Origin of the sequence: uncultured Spongiibacter sp., from assembly GCF_964011655.1 — a bacterium.
In the GTDB taxonomy this organism is placed as follows: domain Bacteria; phylum Pseudomonadota; class Gammaproteobacteria; order Pseudomonadales; family Spongiibacteraceae; genus Spongiibacter; species Spongiibacter marinus.
This window is the reverse complement of record NZ_CAXGPO010000001.1, coordinates 131,872-154,735: the sequence shown is the minus strand read 5'-3', so window position 1 is coordinate 154,735 and position 22,864 is coordinate 131,872. Positions and strand designations below refer to the sequence as shown.

19 protein-coding genes are annotated in these 22,864 nt (G+C 56.8%); 11 read left to right on the top strand and 8 right to left on the bottom strand.

Translation table 11 applies throughout. The features are described 5' to 3' along the window. Positions 1 to 963 carry a glutathione synthase gene (gene gshB, locus ABNS66_RS00740; protein WP_286837396.1) on the bottom strand — a complete coding sequence of 321 codons (963 nt, stop codon included), beginning with the start codon at positions 961 to 963 and terminating at the stop codon, positions 1 to 3. A gap of 362 nt (positions 964 to 1,325) precedes the next feature. On the opposite strand from gshB, the gene pilG reads away from it, so the two are divergent. The 6 genes from pilG to ABNS66_RS00710 all read left to right on the top strand — a co-directional run bounded on the left by pilG (position 1,326) and on the right by ABNS66_RS00710 (position 10,601). Next, complete coding sequence (gene pilG, locus ABNS66_RS00735) at positions 1,326 to 1,709, top strand: twitching motility response regulator PilG (protein ID WP_027873260.1); 384 nt, start codon at positions 1,326 to 1,328, stop codon at positions 1,707 to 1,709. Between the two features lie 94 nt (positions 1,710 to 1,803). Next, complete coding sequence (locus ABNS66_RS00730; protein ID WP_204994777.1) at positions 1,804 to 2,166, top strand: response regulator; 363 nt, start codon at positions 1,804 to 1,806, stop codon at positions 2,164 to 2,166. A gap of 14 nt (positions 2,167 to 2,180) precedes the next feature. After that, positions 2,181 to 2,723, top strand: coding sequence for a chemotaxis protein CheW (locus ABNS66_RS00725; protein ID WP_204994776.1), 543 nt, complete (start codon positions 2,181 to 2,183; stop codon positions 2,721 to 2,723). 48 nt (positions 2,724 to 2,771) lie between these two features. Next, positions 2,772 to 4,799 (top strand): methyl-accepting chemotaxis protein, encoded by a 2,028-nt coding sequence (locus ABNS66_RS00720; protein WP_027873257.1) that lies wholly within the window; start codon positions 2,772 to 2,774, stop codon positions 4,797 to 4,799. Between the two features lie 64 nt (positions 4,800 to 4,863). Further along, positions 4,864 to 10,125 (top strand): Hpt domain-containing protein, encoded by a 5,262-nt coding sequence (locus ABNS66_RS00715; protein ID WP_286837394.1) that lies wholly within the window; start codon positions 4,864 to 4,866, stop codon positions 10,123 to 10,125. After that, a complete protein-coding gene (locus tag ABNS66_RS00710; protein WP_286837393.1) occupies positions 10,122 to 10,601 on the top strand; it encodes a hypothetical protein in 480 nt (159 codons plus the stop codon). Before ABNS66_RS00715 ends, ABNS66_RS00710 begins: the two co-directional genes overlap by 4 nt. A 3-nt stretch (positions 10,602 to 10,604) precedes the next feature. On the opposite strand, the gene ABNS66_RS00705 is transcribed toward ABNS66_RS00710, so the two are convergent. Together ABNS66_RS00705 and argA are read right to left on the bottom strand one after the other, a co-directional pair. Beyond that, entirely contained in the window at positions 10,605 to 11,336 is a 732-nt protein-coding gene (locus ABNS66_RS00705; RefSeq protein ID WP_286837392.1) for a 16S rRNA (uracil(1498)-N(3))-methyltransferase, read from the bottom strand. A gap of 19 nt (positions 11,337 to 11,355) precedes the next feature. Further along, complete coding sequence (gene argA / locus ABNS66_RS00700; protein ID WP_286837390.1) at positions 11,356 to 12,663, bottom strand: amino-acid N-acetyltransferase; 1,308 nt, start codon at positions 12,661 to 12,663, stop codon at positions 11,356 to 11,358. A gap of 106 nt (positions 12,664 to 12,769) precedes the next feature. Here argA and ABNS66_RS00695 point away from each other — a divergent pair, with 106 nt between their 5' ends. After that, positions 12,770 to 13,642, top strand: a complete 873-nt coding sequence (locus ABNS66_RS00695; protein ID WP_286837388.1) for a hypothetical protein — start codon at positions 12,770 to 12,772, stop codon at positions 13,640 to 13,642. A 69-nt stretch (positions 13,643 to 13,711) separates the two neighbouring features. Continuing rightward, entirely contained in the window at positions 13,712 to 14,368 is a 657-nt protein-coding gene (locus tag ABNS66_RS00690) for a 2OG-Fe(II) oxygenase (RefSeq protein ID WP_286695187.1), read from the top strand. Between the two features lies 1 nt (position 14,369). Here ABNS66_RS00690 and ABNS66_RS00685 read toward each other — a convergent pair whose 3' ends face one another. Then, the gene (locus ABNS66_RS00685; RefSeq protein WP_286837387.1) at positions 14,370 to 14,996 is read right to left on the bottom strand and encodes a class I SAM-dependent methyltransferase; all 627 of its coding nucleotides are present in this window, start codon (positions 14,994 to 14,996) and stop codon (positions 14,370 to 14,372) included. A 136-nt stretch (positions 14,997 to 15,132) separates the two neighbouring features. Between ABNS66_RS00685 and ABNS66_RS00680 the strand changes: the two genes are divergently transcribed. Next, positions 15,133 to 15,789 carry a glutathione S-transferase family protein gene (locus tag ABNS66_RS00680; protein WP_204994770.1) on the top strand — a complete coding sequence of 219 codons (657 nt, stop codon included), beginning with the start codon at positions 15,133 to 15,135 and terminating at the stop codon, positions 15,787 to 15,789. A gap of 19 nt (positions 15,790 to 15,808) precedes the next feature. Here the strand turns inward: ABNS66_RS00680 and ABNS66_RS00675 are convergent, their stop codons facing one another. Further along, positions 15,809 to 17,689: an ATP-binding cassette domain-containing protein gene (locus ABNS66_RS00675; RefSeq protein WP_286837386.1), complete on the bottom strand. Its 1,881-nt coding sequence runs from the start codon at positions 17,687 to 17,689 to the stop codon at positions 15,809 to 15,811. A gap of 45 nt (positions 17,690 to 17,734) precedes the next feature. On the opposite strand from ABNS66_RS00675, the gene ABNS66_RS00670 reads away from it, so the two are divergent. Then, complete coding sequence (locus ABNS66_RS00670) at positions 17,735 to 18,232, top strand: TIGR02444 family protein (RefSeq protein WP_286837385.1); 498 nt, start codon at positions 17,735 to 17,737, stop codon at positions 18,230 to 18,232. Between the two features lie 8 nt (positions 18,233 to 18,240). Here ABNS66_RS00670 and ABNS66_RS00665 read toward each other — a convergent pair whose 3' ends face one another. After that, a complete protein-coding gene (locus ABNS66_RS00665) occupies positions 18,241 to 18,972 on the bottom strand; it encodes a hypothetical protein (RefSeq protein ID WP_286837383.1) in 732 nt (243 codons plus the stop codon). Positions 18,973 to 19,169: 197 nt separating this feature from the next. On the opposite strand from ABNS66_RS00665, the gene ABNS66_RS00660 reads away from it, so the two are divergent. Next, positions 19,170 to 19,865, top strand: a complete 696-nt coding sequence (locus ABNS66_RS00660; protein WP_286837381.1) for an FKBP-type peptidyl-prolyl cis-trans isomerase — start codon at positions 19,170 to 19,172, stop codon at positions 19,863 to 19,865. A gap of 341 nt (positions 19,866 to 20,206) precedes the next feature. Here the strand turns inward: ABNS66_RS00660 and ABNS66_RS00655 are convergent, their stop codons facing one another. Then, the gene (locus tag ABNS66_RS00655) at positions 20,207 to 21,130 is read right to left on the bottom strand and encodes a TIGR01777 family oxidoreductase (RefSeq protein ID WP_286837379.1); all 924 of its coding nucleotides are present in this window, start codon (positions 21,128 to 21,130) and stop codon (positions 20,207 to 20,209) included. A 22-nt stretch (positions 21,131 to 21,152) separates the two neighbouring features. Then, complete coding sequence (locus ABNS66_RS00650) at positions 21,153 to 22,571, bottom strand: SDR family NAD(P)-dependent oxidoreductase (protein WP_286837377.1); 1,419 nt, start codon at positions 22,569 to 22,571, stop codon at positions 21,153 to 21,155. Positions 22,572 to 22,864 lie beyond the last annotated feature (293 nt).

Here is a 22,864-nt window from a genome sequence, read left to right as displayed (position 1 = left end):
TTACCGGGCCCGTTTGGCTGCCAGTTTATTCGAAATTGCATCCATGAGCTGGCCGGCAATGTCGGTGCCAAACTGCGCATCGATTTCGCGGATGCAGGTAGGGCTGGTGACATTGATTTCCGTCAGCGAGTCGCCAATAACGTCCAGGCCGACAAAAAGAAGACCCTTTTCGCGTGCTACCGGCGCGACCTGGGCGGCTATCCAGCGGTCGCGTTCGCTGAGCGGCTGTGCCCGCCCACTGCCACCTGCTGCCAAATTACCGCGGCTCTCTCCGGCGGCGGGAATCCGCGCCAGGCAGTAATCGACCACCTCGCCGTCGACCAGCAAGATGCGCTTATCTCCATCTTTAATTTCGGGGAGGTAGCGCTGTGCCATGGTCATGGTGCGGCCGTGGTTCGTGAGGGTTTCAATGATCACTGAAACGTTGGCATCGTCGGGGCGCAGGCGAAAGATAGAGCTGCCGCCCATACCGTCGAGTGGCTTCATGACGACGTCGCCGTGTTCGCGGTGGAAGGCGCGCAAGCGGGCGGGGTCACGGCTGACCAGCTGGGTCGGTGTGCACTGGGGGAATTGCAGTGCGAACAGCTTTTCGTTGCAATCACGCAGTGATTGGGGGCGGTTCACCACCATGGCGCCCTGGCGTTCGGCCAGTTCCAGTATGTGAGTGGCGTAGAGAAACTCGTTATCGAATGGGGGGTCCTTGCGCATCAAAATGACGTCAAGTTCTCCAAGGTCGATGTCTTGGGCGTCGTCGAGCTGATAAAAGTTGTCGGGGTTTTTGAATGGGGTGATCTTGCGCACCTGCGCGCGCGCAGCCCCTGCGGTGATATACAGGTCGCTCAGCGTCATGTAATCGATATGCCAGCCGCGCTCGTCGGCGGCCCACAGCATGGCGAGAGTGGAGTCTTTTTTGTAGTTGACCTGTTCGATCGGGTCCATGACCACGCCTAAGCGAATCGTCATTTAATCACCTGTGGCAAATATGTGAGACAGCTCCCAAACCCTTAATGAATATGGGGACGCGACCCGAAGGCCTTGCGATGATGGCGAGGTATTTGGGTAGGGGCCTTCATGAGGGAGGCGCTATCTACGGGTAAACGCGCTATGCTCTTTTGTGGAGCATGCTCTCATCGCTCAACTAAAATACCGTATTCCCCGTGCTTACGGCAATTGGTGTTGCGGTAAAGCCGCCTGCCAGTGGGCGCTTTTACATAATAAGATGATGGCGGGTGCGAGCATTCCGTGGTAAAAATTTCGCTCTGAAAATAGGTTGCGACGCACCGTCGCGACGCTATCGGATTGGCACAGAATAAGGTTGTGAGTTTATGGAAGCCAATTTTTCTGACCTGAAGGTCATGATCATCGATGACAGTAAAACCATTCGCAGAACGACGGAGACTTTGCTCGCCAAGGCGGGCTGCACCGTGGTGACGGCAATAGATGGCTTTGATGCGCTGGCAAAAATCGCCGATACCAAGCCCGATATTATTTTTGTCGATATCATGATGCCTCGGCTCGATGGTTACCAAACCTGTGCCTTGATCAAGAACAACAGCGAGTTTAAGTCGACGCCGGTGATCATGCTCTCAAGTAAGGACGGCTTGTTCGACAAAGCGAAAGGCCGTATCGTTGGGTCGGATCAGTATCTGACCAAGCCCTTCAGTAAGAATGAATTACTCGATGCCATTCAGGCACACGTATCAAACTGATAATAAATATAAACCACATAAAAGGGCCGCACAGAAAGGCCTGCTATAAACCCCTGAATCTACAAAACAGGGGTGCTACTGCGAGAGGGATGTAATGCCACGTGTATTGATCGTTGATGATTCGCCCACAGAAATTGTGAAGATTCGCCAAATTCTCAGTAAAAACGGCTACGACGTGATTACTGCAGAGAGTGGCGAGCGGGGCATTGAGCTGGTGCGAGCGGAAAACCCCGACGTTGTACTGATGGATATAGTGATGCCGGGCCTCAATGGCTTTCAAGCAACACGTCAGCTCAGCCGGGACCCTGATACCAGCAGCGTACCGGTGATTATTGTTACCACGAAAGATCAAGAAACGGATCGCCTCTGGGGGCAGCGTCAGGGGGCGAAGGGCTACCTGACTAAGCCGGTAGACGGCAAGCTGTTGATCAAAACGATTGAGTCAGTTCTGAATTAAGGTAGCCCGTCACCATGACCGAAGCGCAGAGCGCCTTTCGTTATCTAAGTGAGCTGGCCCGTCGCAGTCGCCGTGCCGACGGCGACGTTGTCGAACAAACCGACAGCCAAGAATCCCTGTGGAGCGGTATCGGTTTCGCTATTGGTTCCCAGTACTGTGTGGTGCCTATGGGCGAAATTGTTGAAGTCCTCAGCGAGCCTCCGGCAACTCGGCTTCCGGGTGTGAAAAGCTGGATCAAAGGCGTTGCCAATGTGCGGGGACGTCTGTTGCCGCTGCTGGATCTCGCACAATTCCTTGATGACACATCCGCAACGGCCAGTGGTCAGCGCCGCGTATTGGTGCTTGAGCGCGGCGAGATCTATACCGGCCTGGTCGTGGATGACGTTTTCGGTATGCAGCATTTTCACGCGGATGCATTCAGTGAAGAGCTCGGCAGTATTTTGCCGCCAATGCAGCGCTTCAGCGACGGTGTTTATCGGCAGGGCAGCCGGGAATGGGCGCTATTCAGACCACTAAAACTGATGGAAGTCAGAGACTTCTACGACGTCGCCGTATAGGCGCGACAACGACAAGAAAAACATGGAAATATCCTGGAGTCGGGGCAAATGAAAGCAGCAAGAAAAGGCGATGCCGCTAAGCTAAAAACGGGGCGTGCGGCCAGTGTTATTGTCGCATTGATGCTGGTTGGGTTTATCGGGGCAGGCTTTAACACCTATGTGATACTGCGCGATGCCGGCTACGATCAGCGCTACTTGGAGTTGACGGGTGAAATGCGCCTCTATGCGCAGCAGCTGGCCAATGCGTCGCGCGAGGCCGCGCTGGGTGACACCGCCTCCTTTGATACGCTTGCCAGGGCGCAGCGGAATTTTGGTGCGGTGCGTCGCGAACTAGTGGAGGGGAGCAAAGACCTGCCCTCGCCGGCGGACATGCTCGGCGGCGACATTGCTCAGCTCAATCGCTTGTGGGCACAGGTAGACAGTGCTGCAGAAACCATTGTTAGCAACCGCGAGCGCATCGTTTTCCTCTACGAGGTCGCTGCAAACCTCAACCAACTCATTCCCCAGCTTCAAGATGCCTACAACAAAGTTGTAGGCATTATGCTCAAGAGCGATGCCTCGGCTAACCAAGTGGCCATTGCTCAGCGCCAGTCGCTGCTACTGGAGCGGATTGCGCGCAACGTAGACCGCATGTTGGAAGGCACCGATGCGGCTACCGCGGCAGCCGAGCAGTTTACGGTCGACGCCAATGAATTTGGCACGGTGCTGCGCGGCATGCTGGCGGGCAATAAGGCGATCGGCGTGGCCCCGGTTGCCGACAAAAATGCGCGCAACCTGCTGATGCGGGTCGGGCAGGACTTTCAGATGATTAGTGGTTCGGTGGACGAAATTTTCCAAGTGTCTCCGGAGCTACTGAAGTCGGCAGAAGCGGCAGGCGTGATTGTCGTAAATGTTCCGGAGATTATGCAGGTCACCAGTAACCTTTCCAGTCGCATTAGCCGGCTTGATGAAGAGCGCCCACTGTCGGTGGTTACCGCGATTGGCTTTGTGGGCGTCGTTGTTATTGCACTTGGCTTATTGGGTATGAACTCCATCCGCACTGCGCAGCAGCGTTTGCGGGCAACGGCGGAAACCAACGAGCGAAACCAAACGGCAATCTTGCGCCTGCTTGATGAATTGGCTGACTTGGCCGACGGTGATTTGACAACGTCGGCAACGGTGACCGAGGACTTCACCGGTGCGATTGCCGACTCGATTAACTACACCATCGACCAGTTGCGGGTCTTGGTTTCGCAGATTAACGAAACCGCGCAGGAGGTGTCGCTCGCGGCCCAGGGGTCACAGGCCACCGCGCTGAATTTGGCCGAGGCCTCAGAGAGTCAGGCCCGCGAAATTGCCGGTGCCTCGGCGGCCATCACCGAAATGGCGGTAACGATCGATAAAGTATCCAGCAATGCCCGTGAATCTGCTGCGGTTGCCCAGCGCTCGGTAGCGATCGCTAATACCGGTGCTGAAGTCGTACAGAACACGATAAAAGGCATGGACAATATCCGTGAGCAGATTCAAGAGACATCCAAGCGTATCAAGCGACTGGGTGAGTCGACGCAGGAGATCGGTGACATCGTCTCGCTGATCAACGATATTGCCGATCAGACCAATATCCTGGCGCTGAATGCTGCTATTCAAGCCTCGATGGCCGGTGATGCGGGTCGTGGTTTTGCGGTGGTCGCGGATGAAGTTCAGCGTCTTGCTGAGCGCTCGTCGGGTGCGACAAAGCAGATTGAGGCCCTGGTAAAAACGATTCAGTCCGACACCAATGAAGCGGTTATTTCCATGGAGCAAACCACCTCGGAAGTGGTCCGGGGGGCACGCCTTGCTCAGGACGCGGGTGCCGCACTAACAGAGATCGAAACGGTATCTCAGGAATTGGCGGAATTGATCGAAACGATCTCAAACGCAGCGGCCGATCAGGCGAAGTCGGCGGGGCAAATCTCGTCAACGATGAAGATCATTCAAGAAATTACTTCGCAAACCTCAGCGGGTAGTACCGAAACAGCGAATTCGATTGGGGAGTTGGCCACCATGACCGACGACCTGCGCAGCTCGGTGGCCGGTTTCACCTTGCCGAACCAATAGCATAAGCCCTGAGCGCTGGCCGACAGGGGCTGTCGGTGAAAAATAGGAACAAAGGCTGACGGATATGAGTGACCGCCGAGATTTTATTGCGCTGGAGTGGCTGAGCGAAGAGCTTAAAGCCACACTGCTGCAATGTGCTGCGATGATTCGCGATTCTGCGTTACACAGCAGTGAGCCGGCAACGCTTGAGCCACTCAGCGGTCAGCTGCACCAAGTGCAGGGCTCGCTACAAATGATCGAGTTCAGCGGTGCCGCGCTGTTGCTGGCAGAAATGGAAGCTGCCGTAACCGGAGTGATAGAGCGCGACGTACCGGTGGCGCAGCGCGGAGACCTGCTGGAAGCGGTTGCCGTTGCCTGTGAGGCGTTACCTCGATATTTCGACTCTTTGCGCAATGCGCGCAGTGAACTGCCCGTCGACCTTATTCTCGTTTTCAACGAATTGCGCGCGGCGCGCGGTGGTCGCCTGCTTTCCTCGGGGTTGCTGTTTGAGGCCTCGCAAACACAGCTCGCGGTGGAACCCTCGCTGCAGCGCGATGACTTGGCTGAGTTAATGGCCAAGCTTCACAAAATGTACCAAATTGCCCTTAAGGCCTACCTCGACGGTGGCGACGACGACAAAAATCTCGCCTATCTGCATAAAGTCTGTAGCCGCGTGGCGCGCTTACAGAGTGAGCAGGCCAGCTATTTGCTGTGGCAGTCTGCGAGTGTACTTATTGAAGCGATTCAGGCTGACCGTCTCCCCGCGGGTGCGGTGCGCATCGACTTCCTGCACCGCTTGGGGCATGAGATTCGCACCCTTGCCAACGGCGCACCCTCCGATGCGTCGCGACATGCTTTGCTCGACGATATTGTTTTCTACGCGCTGTGCAGTGCCAACGAGAGCGAGGCGCTGAGCCGGCTTCGCAAGACTCAGGGTTTCCCCACCGGTCTCACCTCTTTTGAGGGCCAGCAGCAGTTTATCGCCACCGCCCAGCCGCGCTTGGTTGTGGCATTGCGGGATTTATCGGCAGAGCTGGATAGCGGCGTTGAAGCCAGTCGCTTAAATGAACGGGTCGAGGTTTTTGCCGACGCCATGGCGATATTGGGCTTAATCCAGCCTCTGTATGCGCTGCGCAGCGCGGCTGCCGGTATTGAATCCGGGGTTGAGAGTGCACAGCTTAGCTTGAGCCGCGTGCTTGCGAGAGTGGCCGAACAGCTCGATGTTGAGCCAGAGCCTGTTGCACCCCAACTGCCGGCGAGTGGTGAGCAGCAGTCGACGATTGGTGCAGCGCGCGCCGAATTGGCAGACATTCAGGAAGCGCTCGTCAACTATGTGGCAGAACAATGCCAGCATCACTATTTGCAGGGCTTGCCACAGCGTATCAGCGATTTGGCGCTCGCGCTGCAGGCGAGCGAACACGCCGATGCAGCTGCGGTGATGGGACGGGCGGCGGATTACATTCGCGAGCAATTAGTGGACGCCGAACAGGTGCCAGAGTGGCCGATGCTCGACGCGTTGGCCGATGCAATGACCTCCGTCGATTACTACCTCGAGCGCAGTGCCGACGGGCCGAGGGTAGAAGACCAGGGGCTGATTCGGGTCGCTGCGGAGTGTGTGGCAAGGCTGGGCTATCCCGTCGACCAAAGCGCGCCAGATAATATTGTTGCCATGCCGGTTAAGGCGGCTGACGAGGCATCCTTAGCTGAGGGCGAGAGCGAAGAGTTTGTCGATCCCGTCGCCACCTCAGAAGAGCTGGCTCTGGATCCCGATGTGCTCGATATCTTCATCGAGGAAGCTGGAGATGTTCAGGCAAGCCTGGGCGAGAAGTTACCTCGCTGGCGCGATGGCCTGTCATCGCCGTCACTGTTAGCGGACGTGCGCCGAGCCTTCCACACCCTGAAAGGTAGTGGGCGAATGGCGGGGGCGGAGCAGTGCGGCGACTTTGCTTGGGCGATTGAGAACATGCTCAACAAGGTTGTCGACGGTTACTTCACGATGGATCCGCTGCGCCTTGGTGTGGTTGAGCGAGCGGCTCAAATACTCCCCGAGCTGATCGAAGAGCTGTCTCATAAAAGGGCCCTACCACCGTCGCAGTTGCGCGATTTACTTGCCGACGCTGAGTTGTTGGCAAAGGAGCAAAGTCCGGAGCTCAGTACGCCGGCGCCTGCCGCCAGCGACGGAGAACAAGCCGAGCTAACCGCCGTGTTTATCGGCGAGGCGGAAGTTCACCTGCGCCAGGTTGAGCAGTTTCTTCAAGGTGTTTACAGCTATCCCGTTCATCTCAGCGATGAGTTGCAGCGCGCCCTACATACCTTGAAGGGCTCGTCGAAAATGGCCGAAATATGGGCGGTGGCCAGTATTATTACGCCGCTGGAAGGGCTGGTAAAAGAAGCCCGCTCGATGCGCATCGCGGTGGATGAAGCGTTCATACAGTTGGTCGCTGATGTGCTGGCGGAAACACGCAAGCTAGTGCAGCGTTTGCGCCACAGCCCGGCTTCCAGTTTGGAGGCATCATCGGCGTTGCGCGAACGTATTCAGCAGGCCGAAATCAGCTTGATGGCGCAGGCGGAAACCGCCGAGGCCCAGCGACAAGCCGGCCAAATAGCCCCTGATGCGCTAAATCAGTTCTTACTCACCTTTGGCGATCATATTCAGGGCTTGATCGATAAAATTCGCGATGCCGGTCAGCCGATAACTGCCTCGGTCATGCAGGAGTACGCGCCGATAATGGGGCAGTTCGCCCAGCGCGCAGAGGATATTGGCAGTGAAAGCACCGCCGAAATAGCGCAGGCCCTGCAGGTATTGCTCAGCCATGGTCGCGACCCATTACCGGCCGAGTTCTTGCAGTTGACCGAGCGTGCCCTCGACCAACTGATGGACGACCTGAATCAAATTGCTGCGGAAAACAGTGCCGAGGTGAATGCAGAGCTGCTTGAGCAGCTGCGCGACTTCGACGCCTCGGCGCGTGTCGAAACGCCCGCCGATACTCTTGCCGCTACTCCGGCATCGGCTGAGTTGTCTGAAGACAGTACCGCGATGGCAGCGCCATTGCCCGCGGCAGATATTGAGGATATCGACCCGGATATTCTCGAAATCTTTATGGAAGAGGCAAGGGACTTACTGGAGGGCTTGGACAATGCCCTGCACAGTTGGGATGAAGATCGCGACAATCCCCGCTACCTAGACGATGTGCAGCGTTATTTGCACACCTTTAAGGGTGGTGCGCGCCTTACCGGGCTAACGGCGATGGGTGATTTCGCCCACCAGATGGAAACCGAAATCTCCGAATCCCTCGCCAAAGGCGAGGCGTCGTTGGCGGACTTGCTGCCGGTTGTTCAGCAGGCGCAAGACAAACTGGTGGCAATGCTCGACGGTTTGGACACCGAGGTAGCCGCCCCTACCCCCGCAGAACCGGTTGTGACCTTAGAGGTCGCGCCGGCGTCGGAGGAAGTGGCTCCTAAACCTTCTGAAGGCACGGCGCCGCAGTGGTCTGCGATACAGGCTCGCGGCCCGCAGGAGATGATCAAAGTACCCTCTGAGTTGTTGGAGCGCCTGATCAACCTCGCCGGTGAAACCTCGATTGCTCGTGGTCGTATCGAAGAACAGGTGAGTGAAGTTCATTTCTCACTGGAAGAAATGGAAATGACCGTTGAGCGCTTGCAGGAGCAGGTGCGCCGGCTGGACATGGAAACCGAAGCGCAAATTATTCACCGCCAGGAGCAAATGGAGAGTGAGGGGGCTGAGGGCTTCGATCCATTGGAGTTCGACCGCTACTCACAGCTGCAACAGCTGTCGCGAGCACTGTTGGAGTCGGCATCGGATTTGGTCGATTTGCGCAATACGGTTGTCGATAAAAGTCGCGATATGGAAACCTTGCTATTGCAGCAGTCGCGAGTAAATACCGAGCTTCAAGAAGGCCTGATGCACTCGCAGATGGTGCATTTCTCTCGCATGGTTCCGCGTTTGCGGCGCGGCGTTCGTCAGCTGTGTGGCGAGCTGAATAAAGACGTCGACTTCAAGGTTTACAACGCCGAAGGCGAAATGGACCGCAGGGTGTTAGAGCGGATTATTCCCGCGCTGGAACACATGCTGCGAAACGCCATCGACCACGGCATAGAGTCGGCGGAACAGCGTCAGCAAAGCGGTAAGCCTGCTCAGGGTGAGCTGTCGATGCGCTTTGATCGCCAGGGCGGTGATGTCGTGATTACGATTAGCGACGATGGCGCGGGTATTGATTTGGCTGCGGTTCGGGCCAAGGCTGAGCGCATGCACTTGGTTGCAGCGGGGGCTGAACTTAGCGAACGTCAGTTACTCGATTTTATTTTCCATGCGGGCTTTTCCACAGCAGACAATGTTACGCAGATCTCCGGCCGCGGCGTGGGTATGGATGTGGTGCACAGCGAGATCAAGCAGCTCGGCGGTTCCATCGAGGTGAGCACCTCGCAAGGCCAGGGCAGCCGCTTTGAAATTCGCCTACCGTTTACGGTGTCGGTTAACCGCGCTCTCATGGTCAGTGTCGGGGGTGAGGTCTATGCCGTACCGCTGAACAACATTGAAGGTATCGTGCGCGTCAGCCCTTATGAGCTGGAGGTTTACTACGAGGACGGTGGCCCGGATTTTGAGTATGCCGGTCAGCAATACAAGCTGCGCTATATGGGGCAGTTGATGGGTGTGTCTGCCCCCCACTTAGAGGGCCAGTTGGAGCCGAAACCTGTACTGCTGATTCGCAATGCCGAGCCAGCCACCGCGGTACAGGTCGACTCATTGATGGGTTCGCGGGAAGTGGTGGTGAAATCACTGGGGCCGCAGTTTGCCGCCGTGCCGGGATTGTCTGGCGCCACGGTGCTGGGTGACGGCAGTGTGGTGGTGATTTTGGATATGCTGGCCAGCATCCGTGCCGATGCAACGCGGCGCTTGAGTGGTTCTGAAATGCAGGGGCAGTTGCCCAGCAGCGACGTTCCCGTCAAACATGTCATGGTCGTCGACGATTCGGTGACTGTGCGCAAGGTGACGTCGCGCTTACTTGAGCGTCAGCAGATGAAGGTCACATTGGCGCGCGATGGGCTGGAAGCCGTCAACCAGTTACAGGAAATGGACGCGCTGCCGGATGTCATATTACTGGATATAGAGATGCCGAGGATGGACGGTTTTGAAGTGGCTAGCCGCCTGCAGAGCTCGCCGCGCTTCAAGGACATTGCCATTATTATGATTAGCTCGCGTACCGGCCAGAAGCACCGGCAGCGAGCGTCAGGCCTGGGTGTCACGCGCTTCCTGGGTAAACCCTATCAGGAAATACAGCTGCTAAAAGCGATTGAGGAAGTTATGTCGAAGGTGGACGCGGAATGATGCATGCCTTACCTGATGCCTCCTTGGCGAACCTGATTATGCCCATCTCCGGTGGCGGGCTGCTGCTACCCAATAGCTGTGTGGTGGAGGTTGCCAGTGCGCGACAGTTAAGCTCTGCCATGTCATCGACCTTCATCTTGGGGATGTTGCGCTGGCGCCAGCGCGAGATTCCACTGGTGTGCTTTGAGGGCTTGCGCGACGGTGAGTTGCCTGCAGAGCCAGCGATCCGGCAAGTGGCGGTGATGGCCGGACTCAACGACCGCGAGCGCTTGCCGCACTACGCGATCTTGCTGTCGTCGGTGCCCCACTTGTTAAGTGTTCACGCCGGCGATGTTAAAACCTTGGGCCACTGTGAGGACCAGCCGGCGATTTTTGCCGACGTTGAAGTGCATGGCCAACGCTTGTTGATACCGGATATTGATGTACTTGAGGAAAAGATCCTCACGGAACTCTCCCCTGCAGAGCAGGCGGAGTGATCGCTAGGTAAAATCTCCCCAGCGCGCCTGAAGAACACTGATCGCCGCCAGTGGTGCCGTTTCGGTGCGCAGAATTCTCGGCCCCAGGGCCATGCAGTTAAAGCCCAGCTCGATGCTCCGGGCAACCTCATCGTCAGTGAGCCCGCCTTCGGGGCCCACCAATAAGGCAACACTGTTTGGGGCCGGCGGCGGAGCGACGCCCTCGCCGTGGTGAGGGCTGAGTACCGCTTTGTAATCGGCGCGGCAGCTATCGATCCAGTGCTCAAGTTCCTGAGGGGTGGCGACATCTACCAGCTGACTGCGGCCGGATTGTTCGCAGGCGCTGATCATGACTTGCTGCCAATGCCGCCATTTCTTTTCTTCGCGCTCGGCATTGAGCTTCACATCGACCCGTTCGCTGCGCAAGGGCACTATCCGCGCAACGCCCAGTTCAGTCGCTTTCTGAACAACCCAGTCCATACGGTCGCCCTTCGAGAGACCAATGCCCAGCTCGATTCGCAGCGGTGACTCGCAGTCCTGCGAGCTGTCCACATCGGTGACCGAGCACCACAACTGGCGCCGGTTGGCGTCGGAAATGGTGGCCAGATAGTCGTTGCCGTCGCCGTTAAACAGGCGCACAGAGCGGCCCACTTTCATGCGCAGCACCTGCAGCAGATAGTGTGCTGCGCGCTCCTCCAACTCAAGCTGCTGGCCATTGCTTAGGGCTTGCGAGGTATAGATTCGGGGGATTCGCATTATCTAACTATCTTCCCCGTTACAGTGCTTTGATAAACGCTTTTGAGTTGCGCTGAAAGTTGTAGAGTTTCTGCTTGGCTTCGGGCAATTCGGTAAAGGGGCATTGCACATAGCCCTGCTCTTGAAACCAATGAGCGGTTTGCGTGGTTAGTACAAAAACCTGGTTTAGCCCCTGTTGCCGGGCTTCCCGCTCAAGTTGGGCCAGCAGTCGCTCGGCGCGATCGGCGCCTCGGTAGTCGGGGTGCGTGGCGACGCAGGCTATTTCCCCGGCGCCGGCTTCGGCGTAAGGGTAAAGTGCTGCGCAGGCGATGACCATGCCATCGCGAACCAAAATCTTGAAATGACCGATTTCATTTTCCAACAGTTCGCGCGAGCGTTTCAGCAATACGCCCCTCGCCTCCAGCGGCTCAATTATCGCTAAGATGCCACCGATATCGTCAATGCTCGCGGTGTGGAGTTGCTCGTAATGTTCCTGGGTTACCAGCGTACCCGCGCCGTCGCGAGTAAAGAGCTCTTGCAATAGGGCGCCGTCCTCTGAATACGACACCATATGGCAGCGATCAATGCCAAGGTCTCCTGCGTCAACAACCGCCTGCACAATACTGTCTCTGCCCAGGGTGGGCTGTCGTTGCAGTTCGGCATCGACATCACGGTATTCGCACTGGCGAATCAGGCGCTGTTCGCTGTCTAATAAACCTGCGGCGCCTGTGAGCAAAATCAGCTTGTCGGCTTTTAGGGTCGCGGCGGTATGAACGGCGACGTCTTCGGCGCTCAGGTTGAAGATTTCTCCCGTTGGCGAATAGCCGAGTGGCGACAGCAATACGATGGCCTGCTGATCCAGCTGCTGGCGGAGTGCGCTGGCATCGACCTTGCGGACCACGCCGGTGTGCTTAAAGTCGACTCCGTCGATCACGCCCATCGGCCGGGCTGTGACAAAGTTGCCTGAGCAAACGCGAATGGCCGCCCCGTGCATGGGCGAGTTGGCAACGCCCATCGACAGCAGGGCTTCGATATGGGCGCGCAGTGAGCCGGCAGCATCGGTTACGCAGCGCAGCTCTTGTTCGTCAGTAATGCGTAAGTCATTGTGGAATTGGCTGGACAGGCCTGCGTCGCTGACGCGCAGTTCTATCTGAGGTCTGGCGCCGTGCACGAGCACCAGCCGCACCCCAAGGCTGTTTAGCAAAGCGATATCGTGCACAATATTCGCGAAATTGGCATCGGCTATCGCCTCGCCGCCGAGCATCAGTACAAAGGTTTTTCCACGGTGGGCGTTGATATACGGTGCGGAATTTCTAAACCATTTCACGTATTCGGTGTGTTCTGACATGGCGGTGGCCGCTTGCTGTGTTAATAGGGGTATTTTGTTTGCATGGTCAGTAGCTTACAAGGCATTTTTGAAAAATGCTTGGGCCTAGTGAGTGCAGGGGGCCGCGGTGAGGCCTAGCCGGCAGCCTTCGCAGGCTGTGGAGCAGTGGGCGAGCGAGCTGGCCGAGGATATCGACCGGCATTTCCTGCAAGCACATGAGCGGCTGGATGATGTGTACCGTCGCGAGTTCAGAGCCTTGCCAGCCGTTGTGCGCCGTCACTGGCAGCACCGCCGAGATATTCCGGCGGATTTAGCGGCACTGCCGCGCAGCCTGTGGCGGATCGTTCGCCGCAGACCTCACAGCGTCAGGCCGCTTACCGGTAAAGAGCAGGCTGTTGCCCAGTTGTTGGCAGACCACGTGATTGACCTCAATGGGCTGCAAACGCTGCTGATGAATCGGCTGGCGTCTCACCCAGATTACGACCCCAATGCGGTCGCGCAGCTGCAGTCCGAGTTGGCGCCCTTGCAGCCAGAGTTGGCTGAGCGGCGCCTGAAGCAAGCCGTCGCGCGATGGGGGCTAAGCCAGGATAGCAGTCGCGATATGCTGGTGTTCCTCGCTCTCGGGCTTGCCGGCAGAGGCCTGAGTGACAAAGTGTTGTTTGGCAGCGCGTCTCTGTTGGGGGCGTCGGCAGCCAGCTCTTTATATATTGCCAATCAAGGCTGGTTAACCGCCTGGTGGTCGAGTTGGGTTGGTGTGCCCGCATGGGTTTCAATCAGTGGTGCGGCGGCGGGGATGGTGGGCGTATTACTGCTGACACCGCTAGCTGCGCCCTTTGTTGAGTGTGGCATGAACCGGATGTGGCGTCGGCAACGCTTGCACCGATTGTTAGACGAGGTGCATCGCCAACTGCGCCCGCCGCTGCGCGAGCAGCTTTGGCATTACGGCAGCTACTTGCAGTTTTTGCCTGATTTATTGTTGTTGCTGCGGCAGCTCAAATAAAAGATGTATTGGCAGGGCTGGCGCGGGTTACACTCCGCGACTTTCTAGCCGCTATTTTCTGGGGGGGGTGTGGCAACAGAGCCATTGGACAGCGCGCAGTCGCGCGAAGCGATGTTTGATGAGCTGGCAGCGGCGCTGTCGGAGCGCGGCTACGCGGTTATTCAATCTGCGCTTCCCAGCCGCTTAGCGAGCCCGTTGCAGCAGCGAGTCGCTTCTCTGGATGACAGTGCCTTCCGCCCTGCGGGAGTGGGGCGACAGCAGGCCTATCAGCGCGACGACTTTGTGCGCAGCGACCATATACGCTGGTTTTCTGACAGCGAGCCGAGCGAGGCGGAGTATTTGGCGTGGATGGAAATGCTGCGCGTCGGTATCAATCGGCGGCTTTTCCTCGGCTTGTTTGATTATGAGTGCCATTTTGCGCGCTACGCTCCGGGTAGTTTTTACAAAAAACATGTCGACGCTTTTCGCGGACGTAGCAACCGCGTACTGTCGACGGTGTTCTATCTCAATCCGCAGTGGGGTTCTGCCGATGGCGGTGAGCTGCTGATATACAGTGGTGACGGTCAGGTGGAGGCGTCAGTTAAGCCGACGATGGGAACCCTGGTGGTCTTCCTCAGCGAGACGGTTCCCCACGAAGTGCTCCCCGCCGCGCGCCTGCGCCATAGCATTGCGGGTTGGTTTCGGGTCAATGCGAGCTTGGGAGCAAACATCGACCCACCGTCGTAGCTTATAAGCGCCGCAAAACACCCAGACTATTCACACGCTCGATCGCTTCAAATAAGCCGGAGGCAAGTGCCAAGCGATAGATGGCAATAGGCGCTTGACCGCCCTCTTCGGGGTTGGGAAATAGGTCGTGAATAGCCAGAATGCCGCCGCGTTGAATGTGGCTTGTCCAGCACCGGTAGTCGTTTAGGGCTGCCTCGAGACTGTGCCCACCATCGATGAAGACCATTGCTAACGGGGTTTGCCAATGCTTGGCACACACTTCGGAGGGCGCAACCAGCGGCACCACCCACTGCTCAAAGTTAGCGCGACGGATATTTCGGCGAAACTCTGCAAAGGTGTCGAAGTGGGCGTCGTTGGCGTTGTACAGCTCGGGGTCGTGAAACATTTCCCCCAATTGGTGTTCTTCTGAGCCGATGTGGTGGTCAACGGCGTACACAACACCGCTCTCTGGGGCGCTATCCTGGCAAGCCTTGGCAAGATAGAGAGTAGATTTTCCGCAATAGCTGCCCACTTCTAACAGGGCGCCCCGCGGGGCTTGCTCGCAGCCGTGGCGGTACAGGGCATCGGCTTCGTCATCGGCGAGAAAGCCTTTCACAAGGGCGATATCGATGGGCAGAGAAACGGGCATGGTGTTCACCAAAAAATACGGAAGCGAAACCTTAGCCAAAGTCCTGTCGGTGAGCAACTTACCATCCTGTCAGCTTTCACTCTGTTGTGTCGCGTGTCTATACTGATGAGCTTATTACCTCGATCTGGAGAACAACATGCTTAAGCTCTATGGGTTTGCTGTGAGTAATTATTTCAACATGGTTAAGCACAGCCTGTTGCATAAGGGCATTGATTTTGACGAGGTCACGGTATACCCGAGTGCCGAGCCCGACTACCTGCGCAAGAGCCCACTGGGCAAGGTGCCTTGTATTGAAACCGATCAGGGCTTCCTCGCAGAGACCAGCGTGATAGTGGAGTACTTGGATGCGCGCTACCCAGACCAGCCGCTGCTCCCAAGTGACGAGTGGCAGCGAGCGAAGTGTCGGGAGTTAATGAAGATTATCGAGCTGTATTTAGAGCTTCCTGCTCGCCGGTTGCTGCCAGCGGTGCTGGGGGCAGCAAAAGCCGATGACAGCGTTGTCGCCGAGGTTGCTGAGGCACTCGACAAGGGCGTTCGGGCGCTGTCGGCGCTGGTTTCGCCTCAGCCCTTTGTTATGGGTGAGCAGATGACGGCTGCGGATATTGTATTGCGCTACGCTCTGGTCGTTGTTGAACTGGTTAGCGGCGCCTTGTATCAGCGAGATATCTGCGCCGAAGTGGCCGGTCTGCCTGAGTGGAAAGCGCGCATGGCAGAGATGCCCATCAGCCAGCAGCTGGATGCGGAGTCTGAAAAAGCCATGGCGGCCTTCATGGCAATGGTTCAGGGCAAGTAGCCCGCTAGCACTGGCAGGCTCAGTCTGCCAGTGCTTCCAGTTGTTCTTGCAGTTCCAGCCACGCCTCTTCTGCAGTGTTGTTTTCTGTTTGCAGGTGCGCCTGCTCAGCCAATAGTGTTTTCAATCGTTGTTTGTTGGTCTCGTCGTACAGGCTGGTGTCGGCGAGCTGAGCTTCTATGGCCTGCAGTTGCTCGGCGACTTTTTGCAGTGTCCGCTCTAGTTTTTTGATCTCATTGTTGAGGGGGGCCAGTTTTGCGCGTTTCGCGGCGGCGTCTTGGCGCGCTTTCTTCTTGTCGACAACGGGCGCCGTGCTGGCCGACTGCGGCTTATCGCCAAGTTCTCTGTTGCGGCTCAATAGCCATTGGCGGTAGTCATCCAGGCTGCCGTCGAAGGGGCTAACCGAGCCATTGTCGACAAGCAGTAGCTCGTCGACGGTATTGCGCAACAGGTGGCGGTCGTGGGAGACCACAATCACCGCACCTTCAAATTCCTGGAGGGCGCTGGTGAGCGCGTGACACATCTCCAGGTCCAGGTGGTTGGTGGGCTCATCGAGTAGCAGTACGTTGGGCCGCTGCCAAACAATAATGGCGAGTGCAAGGCGCGCTTTTTCACCGCCGGAGAAATGTAAGCAGCTACCTTCGGCGCGCTCACCCTTAAAGTTAAAGCCGCCGAGAAAGTTACGAATATCCTGCTCTCGGGCGTCGGGCCGAAGACGCTGAAGCTGCAACAGCGGGCTGGCGTTGAGATCCAAAGACTCCAGTTGGTGTTGGTGGAAGTAGCCCATGTGCAGGTGTTCGCCGCTGTGGCGCTGCCCGCTGAGTGGCGCTAGCGTGCCCGCGAGGGATTTCATTAGAGTCGACTTACCCGCGCCATTAGCACCGAGCAGGCCTATTCTGCTGCCTGGGTGAATGCTCAGGTTTACCTTGTTGAGTAAGGGCTCACTATACCCCAGCGCGGCATTACTGAGTCCCAGCAGCGGGTCGGAGTACTGGCTCGGCGCATAAAAGCGAAAATGGAAGGGGGAGTCCACATGCGCGGGGGCGATCTCGCTCATGCGCTCAAGGGCTTTAAGTCGGCTTTGTGCCTGCTTGGCTTTACTGGCTTTGGCGCGAAAGCGGCGCACAAAATCTTCCATATGGGCGCGCTCAGCCTGCTGCTTTTCATAAGCTTGCTGTTGCTGCGCCAGGCGTTCTGCTCGCTGGCGTTCGAAGGCACTGTAATTGCCGCGATAGCGATGGAGCTGATGGTGTTCCAGGTGAACGACAAAGTCGCAGCAGGCGTCGATAAAATCTCGGTCGTGGGAGATAAGCAGCAGCGTACCTTCATAGCGTCGCAGCCACTGTTCCAGCCACAGACTGGCGTCGAGGTCCAAGTGGTTGGTCGGTTCGTCGAGCAGCAAAAGGTCTGATGGGCACATCAGGGCCTGGGCTAGATTGAGGCGGATGCGCCAGCCACCTGAAAAGTCGCTGACCGGCTTGTCCACCTCTGTCAGCGCAAAGCCCAGCCCCTGCAGGAGTTGTTCGGCGTCGCTGCGAATTTGGTAGGCGTGGATCAGCTCCATCTCCGCCAACAGCTCGGCAAGGCGATGGTCGTCAGAGCAGGCCTCGATATCGGCCTCGATGCGGCGGTATTGCTGGTGGCCGTCAATCACATATTCGATTGCTGGCCGGTCACTGGCCTCTACTTCCTGGCGCATTTGCGCGATCTGCCATTGCGCGGGCATCTGCAGGTCGCCGCTGTCATAGCTGAGCTCATTGCATAGCAGTTTAAACAGGCTGGATTTACCGCTGCCATTGGCACCAACCAGCGCCATGTGCTCGCCCGGATTCACGCGCAGCGACGCCTCCTCTAGCAAGGCTTTGCCACCGCGTTGTAAGCTGAGATTTATCAGTTCAATCATGGGGCGCGATTATAGCGCGGGTGTATGGGCGAGTCGGCAGATTTTATGGCAAGCGAGACAGATTCTTCACAAAGCGGTGTGTTGTGGGACTATGCGCTTGAGCGGTATGCGCGCGATGGCGTCGCCGAATGCTGCGTGGCCTTGCAGGATGAAGCCGGGGCGAACGTACTGTTAATTATCGTTGCAGCCTATCTGGCCGAGCGCGGCATACCGCTGACAGGGCCGCGTGTGCGAGTGCTGGTTAGCGGCGCGAGCGCACTGCAGGCCTCGCTGATAGAGCCGCTTCGCGCGTTGCGGCGGGCCAATCGACCGTTGGACGGCGAGGCCTGTGAGCGGCAGCGCGATACCTATCAGAGCTTGAAACAGGCGGAGCTTGCGGCCGAGCGCTGGCAGCTGGCACAGCTCGCGGAGCTAGTTTTGCCTTGGAATCCAGAGCAAGTGCCAACGCTGCAATTATTGCAACGTAATATCCGCGCTGTTGCCGGGGCCGCCGAGAAGTCTATGCTCGACCGTCTCGTCAGAGCACTACGCACAGACCGGTGAGGGCGGCGTTAGAAGTCGTCGAACAGGCTTGCAAGGCGGTCTTCGGCCTTATTCGGGTGGCTGGGAATGTCGCTCATCCGCTTTGGCAGACGTTGTCGTGGTGTGGCTTTCTTCGCCAGCGTTGCGGTAGTGCTGGTAGCGTCAACGCTTTTGGGCGTGGCTGGCGCTTTTGCTTTCGGCGGAACCTGGCTTTTGGCCGGCGTTACAGGCGTTTCGGGCTTTTTGGCGGCTGCTGGTTCCGGCTTTGACTTCGGCTTCGGCTTCGGCTTTGATGCGGCTTTGGTCGGAGAGGGGGAGGCGCTTTCTTTCGGCGCGGCCTTGGTACTTTTTGTTGCAGCTGCTTTTGTCGCTTTGAGCGATTTTTCGGCATCGCTCATCGCTTTTATAACCGCTTTTTCTTTGCGCAACTGGAGCTTTAGGCTTAATGCTTCACTGCGTAGCTCTGCAAGCTGGGTTTGCGCATCGTCCAGCTGTTGCTGGGCCCTGGTCAGGCTATCTTCCGCCCGCTTGATCAGGCTGGGTTTCTCGCCTTGCTTGTCGCGCAGCCGCTGTTTCGCTTCACTGTGGTTGTGGCGCGCCTTTTCTGTTTTTGTTTTCTGCGTTTCTACTGATTTTTCAATGGCTTGTAGTTGTTTCTCTAGGGTGGCGAGCTGTTTGGCACGCAGCGTTTCCAGTTCTGACTGGAGGCGCTGCAGCTCGGCCAGGGGCTTCTCTTTTACTTTCTTTTTATTGAATACCATAGTTGTGGGCCCGCGGAATGATTAAAAAACCGTCAAATTCCATTATACAAACTTGTTGGCGGGAAGCTATCTGCTGGTTGGCGCCAATTTTTGTCTGCGCCTGTGTCTATGTGAACGCTTGTGGCAGACTATGGTCTGACACAGGTGTCGCCGAATGACTCGGCGGTTCCCAATTCCCTGAAAACTAAGGTAGTTTCATGAAAAAAACAGTAGTGGGTGCGGTGGTAATGAGCGGGTTGCTGGCTGCCTGCGGTGGCAATAACTCTGAACCATCATTAGATTCCGAGATTGCGAAGGTAAGCTACGGAATTGGCGCAAATATTGGCTCGCGATTCGGCGACGACTTGCCGTTGGATGTCGATGCATTTAGCGCGGGTGTACGCGACGCCATTGCCGGCGGTGAGCTGAAAATGAGCGATGAAGAGATTATGTCAACGCTGCAGGCTTACCAGCAAAAGCAGATGGCCGAACGTCAGGTAGAATCTCAGGCCCTGGCTGAAACAAACCGTAAAGAAGCCGAAGCATTTCTGGCTGAAAATGCGTCTGCCGAGGGTGTTGTTGTCACCGATAGTGGCCTGCAATACAAGGTACTGGCTGAAGGAGATGGCGCGAGCCCGAGCGAGAGTGACACGGTAGAAGTGCACTACGAGGGAACATTGCTGGATGGCAGTGTGTTTGACAGCTCCTATCAGCGCGGTGAAACCGTAAGCTTCCCTGTGAATGGTGTGATCGAGGGTTGGACTGAAGCGCTGCAGATGATGAAGGTCGGCTCCAAGTGGAAACTGTTTATCCCCTCTGACCTGGCCTACGGCCCTGGTGGCGCGGGACAGATGATTGGCCCCAATGCGGCACTGGTTTTTGAAGTGGAACTGCTGGGCATTAAAGGCAAGTAAAAGAAGATAAGGGCTCTTTTGTGCGGGTGCTCAGAGAGCCCTTATTGGCATTTTACCCCCAATAAAAAAACCCCAGTATTCGCTGGGGTGAATTCTTTCTAGATCGGAGATAGTGCCTCAGGGAGCTTTTGCTGAGCGATGGTATAACGCCGCCATTGTGCAAAGTTTGGGAAAGAGCTGCAAAGCCGTCTCTGCAAAATGGGGTGTTTCACTGCCTAGCAGAAAACCCAAGTGGTGCGATACGTCCTTGTATGCACCGGTGTCATCCTTGACACCTTCATCATAGCTTTTCCTCGTTCTGCCACCAGACGAGATCAGAGCGAGATAATGTGAGACATCGTCTACTGGTGACTGTCGGGGTGTTGGAGCGCATCGTCGAGCATACGGTCAACGGTGGGAAAGTCGAAGGAAAAACCTGCCCTCAGTAAGCCGTCAGGAATAATGCGTTGGGAGCTGTAGAATAACTCCCGCATTTCTCCAAACAGGATCTTCGCGGCAAATTCAGGAATTGAAAACAGCAGGGGCCGTCGCAGTTTATTTGCAAGTAACTGGCTGAACTCGCGATTTGTGACAGGCTCGGGCCCGCTGATATTGAACGGCCCCTCTAACTCCTTGTTCTCAATCAAAAAAAGTAGCGCTTTAACGGCGTCATGGCGATGGATATAGGCCTGCCACTGCTTGCCGTGGCCGAAACAGGCGCCAACACCGAGTGAAAAGGCCGGCCGCATTTTCGCCAGAGCGCCTGCCTCTCTGTCTCTGTCCAGCACGACCGCAAACCTGGCGATAATGGTCCTGCAGGGGCTGTTGATGCTCTCTTCCCAGCGCTGGCAAAGTTCAGCAGAGAATCCTCGGCCAACTGGGGAATTTTCATTGAGCGCTTTGTCACCGCCGTCGCCATAAATGCCGATCGCCGATGCATTAATGAAGGTGTGAAGTGACGGCCAGTGTTTTACCGCGACGTTTACTTGCTCAGTTGCTGAGAGGCGGCTGCTAAGTAGCCGGTCTTTTTGCTGTGCGCTCCATCGCTTTGCGGCAATGTTTTCCCCGGCCAGATTCACCACGATATGGGCGTCGGTCTCACGCAAGGTGCTGTAATCATGCAGCTGGATGTCAGCTTGCCACTCCTCAAAAATTGCTTGTAAATGGGCCTTCGAGCGGCCCACCGCGTGCACCTTGTAGCCCTGAGCGAGCAGTTGGCAGCATAGTGCCTGGCCTATAAAGCCGCTGGCACCAATAACCGCGACACTTTCCTGTTGTGTTCCCATAACGTGCTCCTTGGCTACCCGGTTATAGATACGGCGCCAGTTGGTCGTCTAGCCACTGTTCTAGCCAGGCTTGTTGCGATGCACTGGGCTCGGTGCCCGGTATTACCGACGTCGGGTGCGGCTGCCGGTCTAGCCAGAGCGCTCCGCTGCGCGGTAATTTCGCTGCGGATGCCAGCCAAACTGCGGTATCTGCAGCCATTCGGCTGTCGCGCAACACCCCGGACATCAGTCGGTTAAACGCAGGCAGTGACTTTTCCACGCCGGGGGTGGCCGCCCAGCCTGGGTGCATAGCGTAGGTGGCTGGCAGAGTCTCTTGCTGTTGAATTTGGGTATAGCACAGCAGCGCTCGCTTCGCGTTTGCGTAAGCGCCACTGCCGTTGTACTTCGACTTGCGCCATTGCATATCGTGTTGGCGAAGGGCCGACAAATACAGGCCGCCAGACACAATATTGACGATGCGTGAATTGGCAGTAAAGGCTGGGCAAAGCAGCTTGCTCAGCAACACTGGGCTGAGCAGATTTACTGCCAAGGCAAGTTCGTTGCCTTCTTCGGTTTCTTCGCGTTCAGCAAACAGTGCTCCGGCATTGTTGATGAGCACATCAATGTTTGGAAAGTCCGTGAGCAGCTGTTTGGCCGTCGCCGAGGTTTGTGCGAGGGAGGATAGCTCGACGTTGTAATAGTGTATGTTGCTGGTCTCGCAACCACTGCTGTTGATAATGTCGCGAGTGCAGTCCCGCAAGCGCTCGTCACCGCGCCCGAGTAGTACCAACGTAGCGCCCAGGCCGGCCAGAAGCTTAGCCGCGGCGAGCCCCAAGCCACTGGTAGGCCCCGTTAACACCACGACCTTGCCGTCCATGCGTTCGCTCAGCGCTTTGTCTGCCATGCTTAAATAGCCGTGTTTACTGAAATTTATTGCGCCGGGCAGGATAAGTTGGTCGTGAATACGCGTTGACAGTTTGGGCTTGGCGCTGGGGCTCGGCTTCGGGTTCAAGGCATCGGCAATCCCTTTTGCCACGCGTTTACTGAGCCGGTTAAGGGCGGGCTTGAAAAGCGGAGAAAGTGCCGACGGTAAACCGTCGAAGGTGAGCGTTGCGCGGTAGCGAATTTCGGTGAGTTCGGGCCCGAGCGCTTCAAATTCGATATCGTCCACGGCGTGCAGACGGCCGGGGTTGTCACCGCCTTCATCTGCCAGTGAATAGCCCTCCAAGGACACCAATTTATTTTCCTCGGCGTGGGTTTCCCGATAGTGCATGGTCAGCTGTTTGCTGGGCCTGTTAAAGCTGAGTCGATAGCTAGCGGGCACCGATGAGGCACCCGCGAGTTTTTCGGCGCGATACACCGACGGATCCCACTGCTCGATGTTGGAAAAGTCGCGCAGGTACGAATAACAGTCGCTCACGGCGCGCTGTACCCGGATACGTTCAAACAATTGCTGTTGCATCTCGTCACTCCCTGAAGGATTTATCACATTTACGCGGTGCAAATGTTTACAGATCAAGGACGAGTGGTGTCGGTAAGGCCGTGGCTTAGTGAATCTCTGGGAGGAATAAGGCCAACACCAGCATGGCACCGGTGAGAATCATAAGGTGGTTATTCAGGGTGTTATTAAACATAGCTGCGTTCCTTCGTGGCAAAACCGTCGGATCCATCCGAGAGACGCATTATCTAATAGCCGGTAACAAAGCCCTATCGAGAATTTTGGCAATAATATTAGGCCGAAGGGGTGAGGCACTG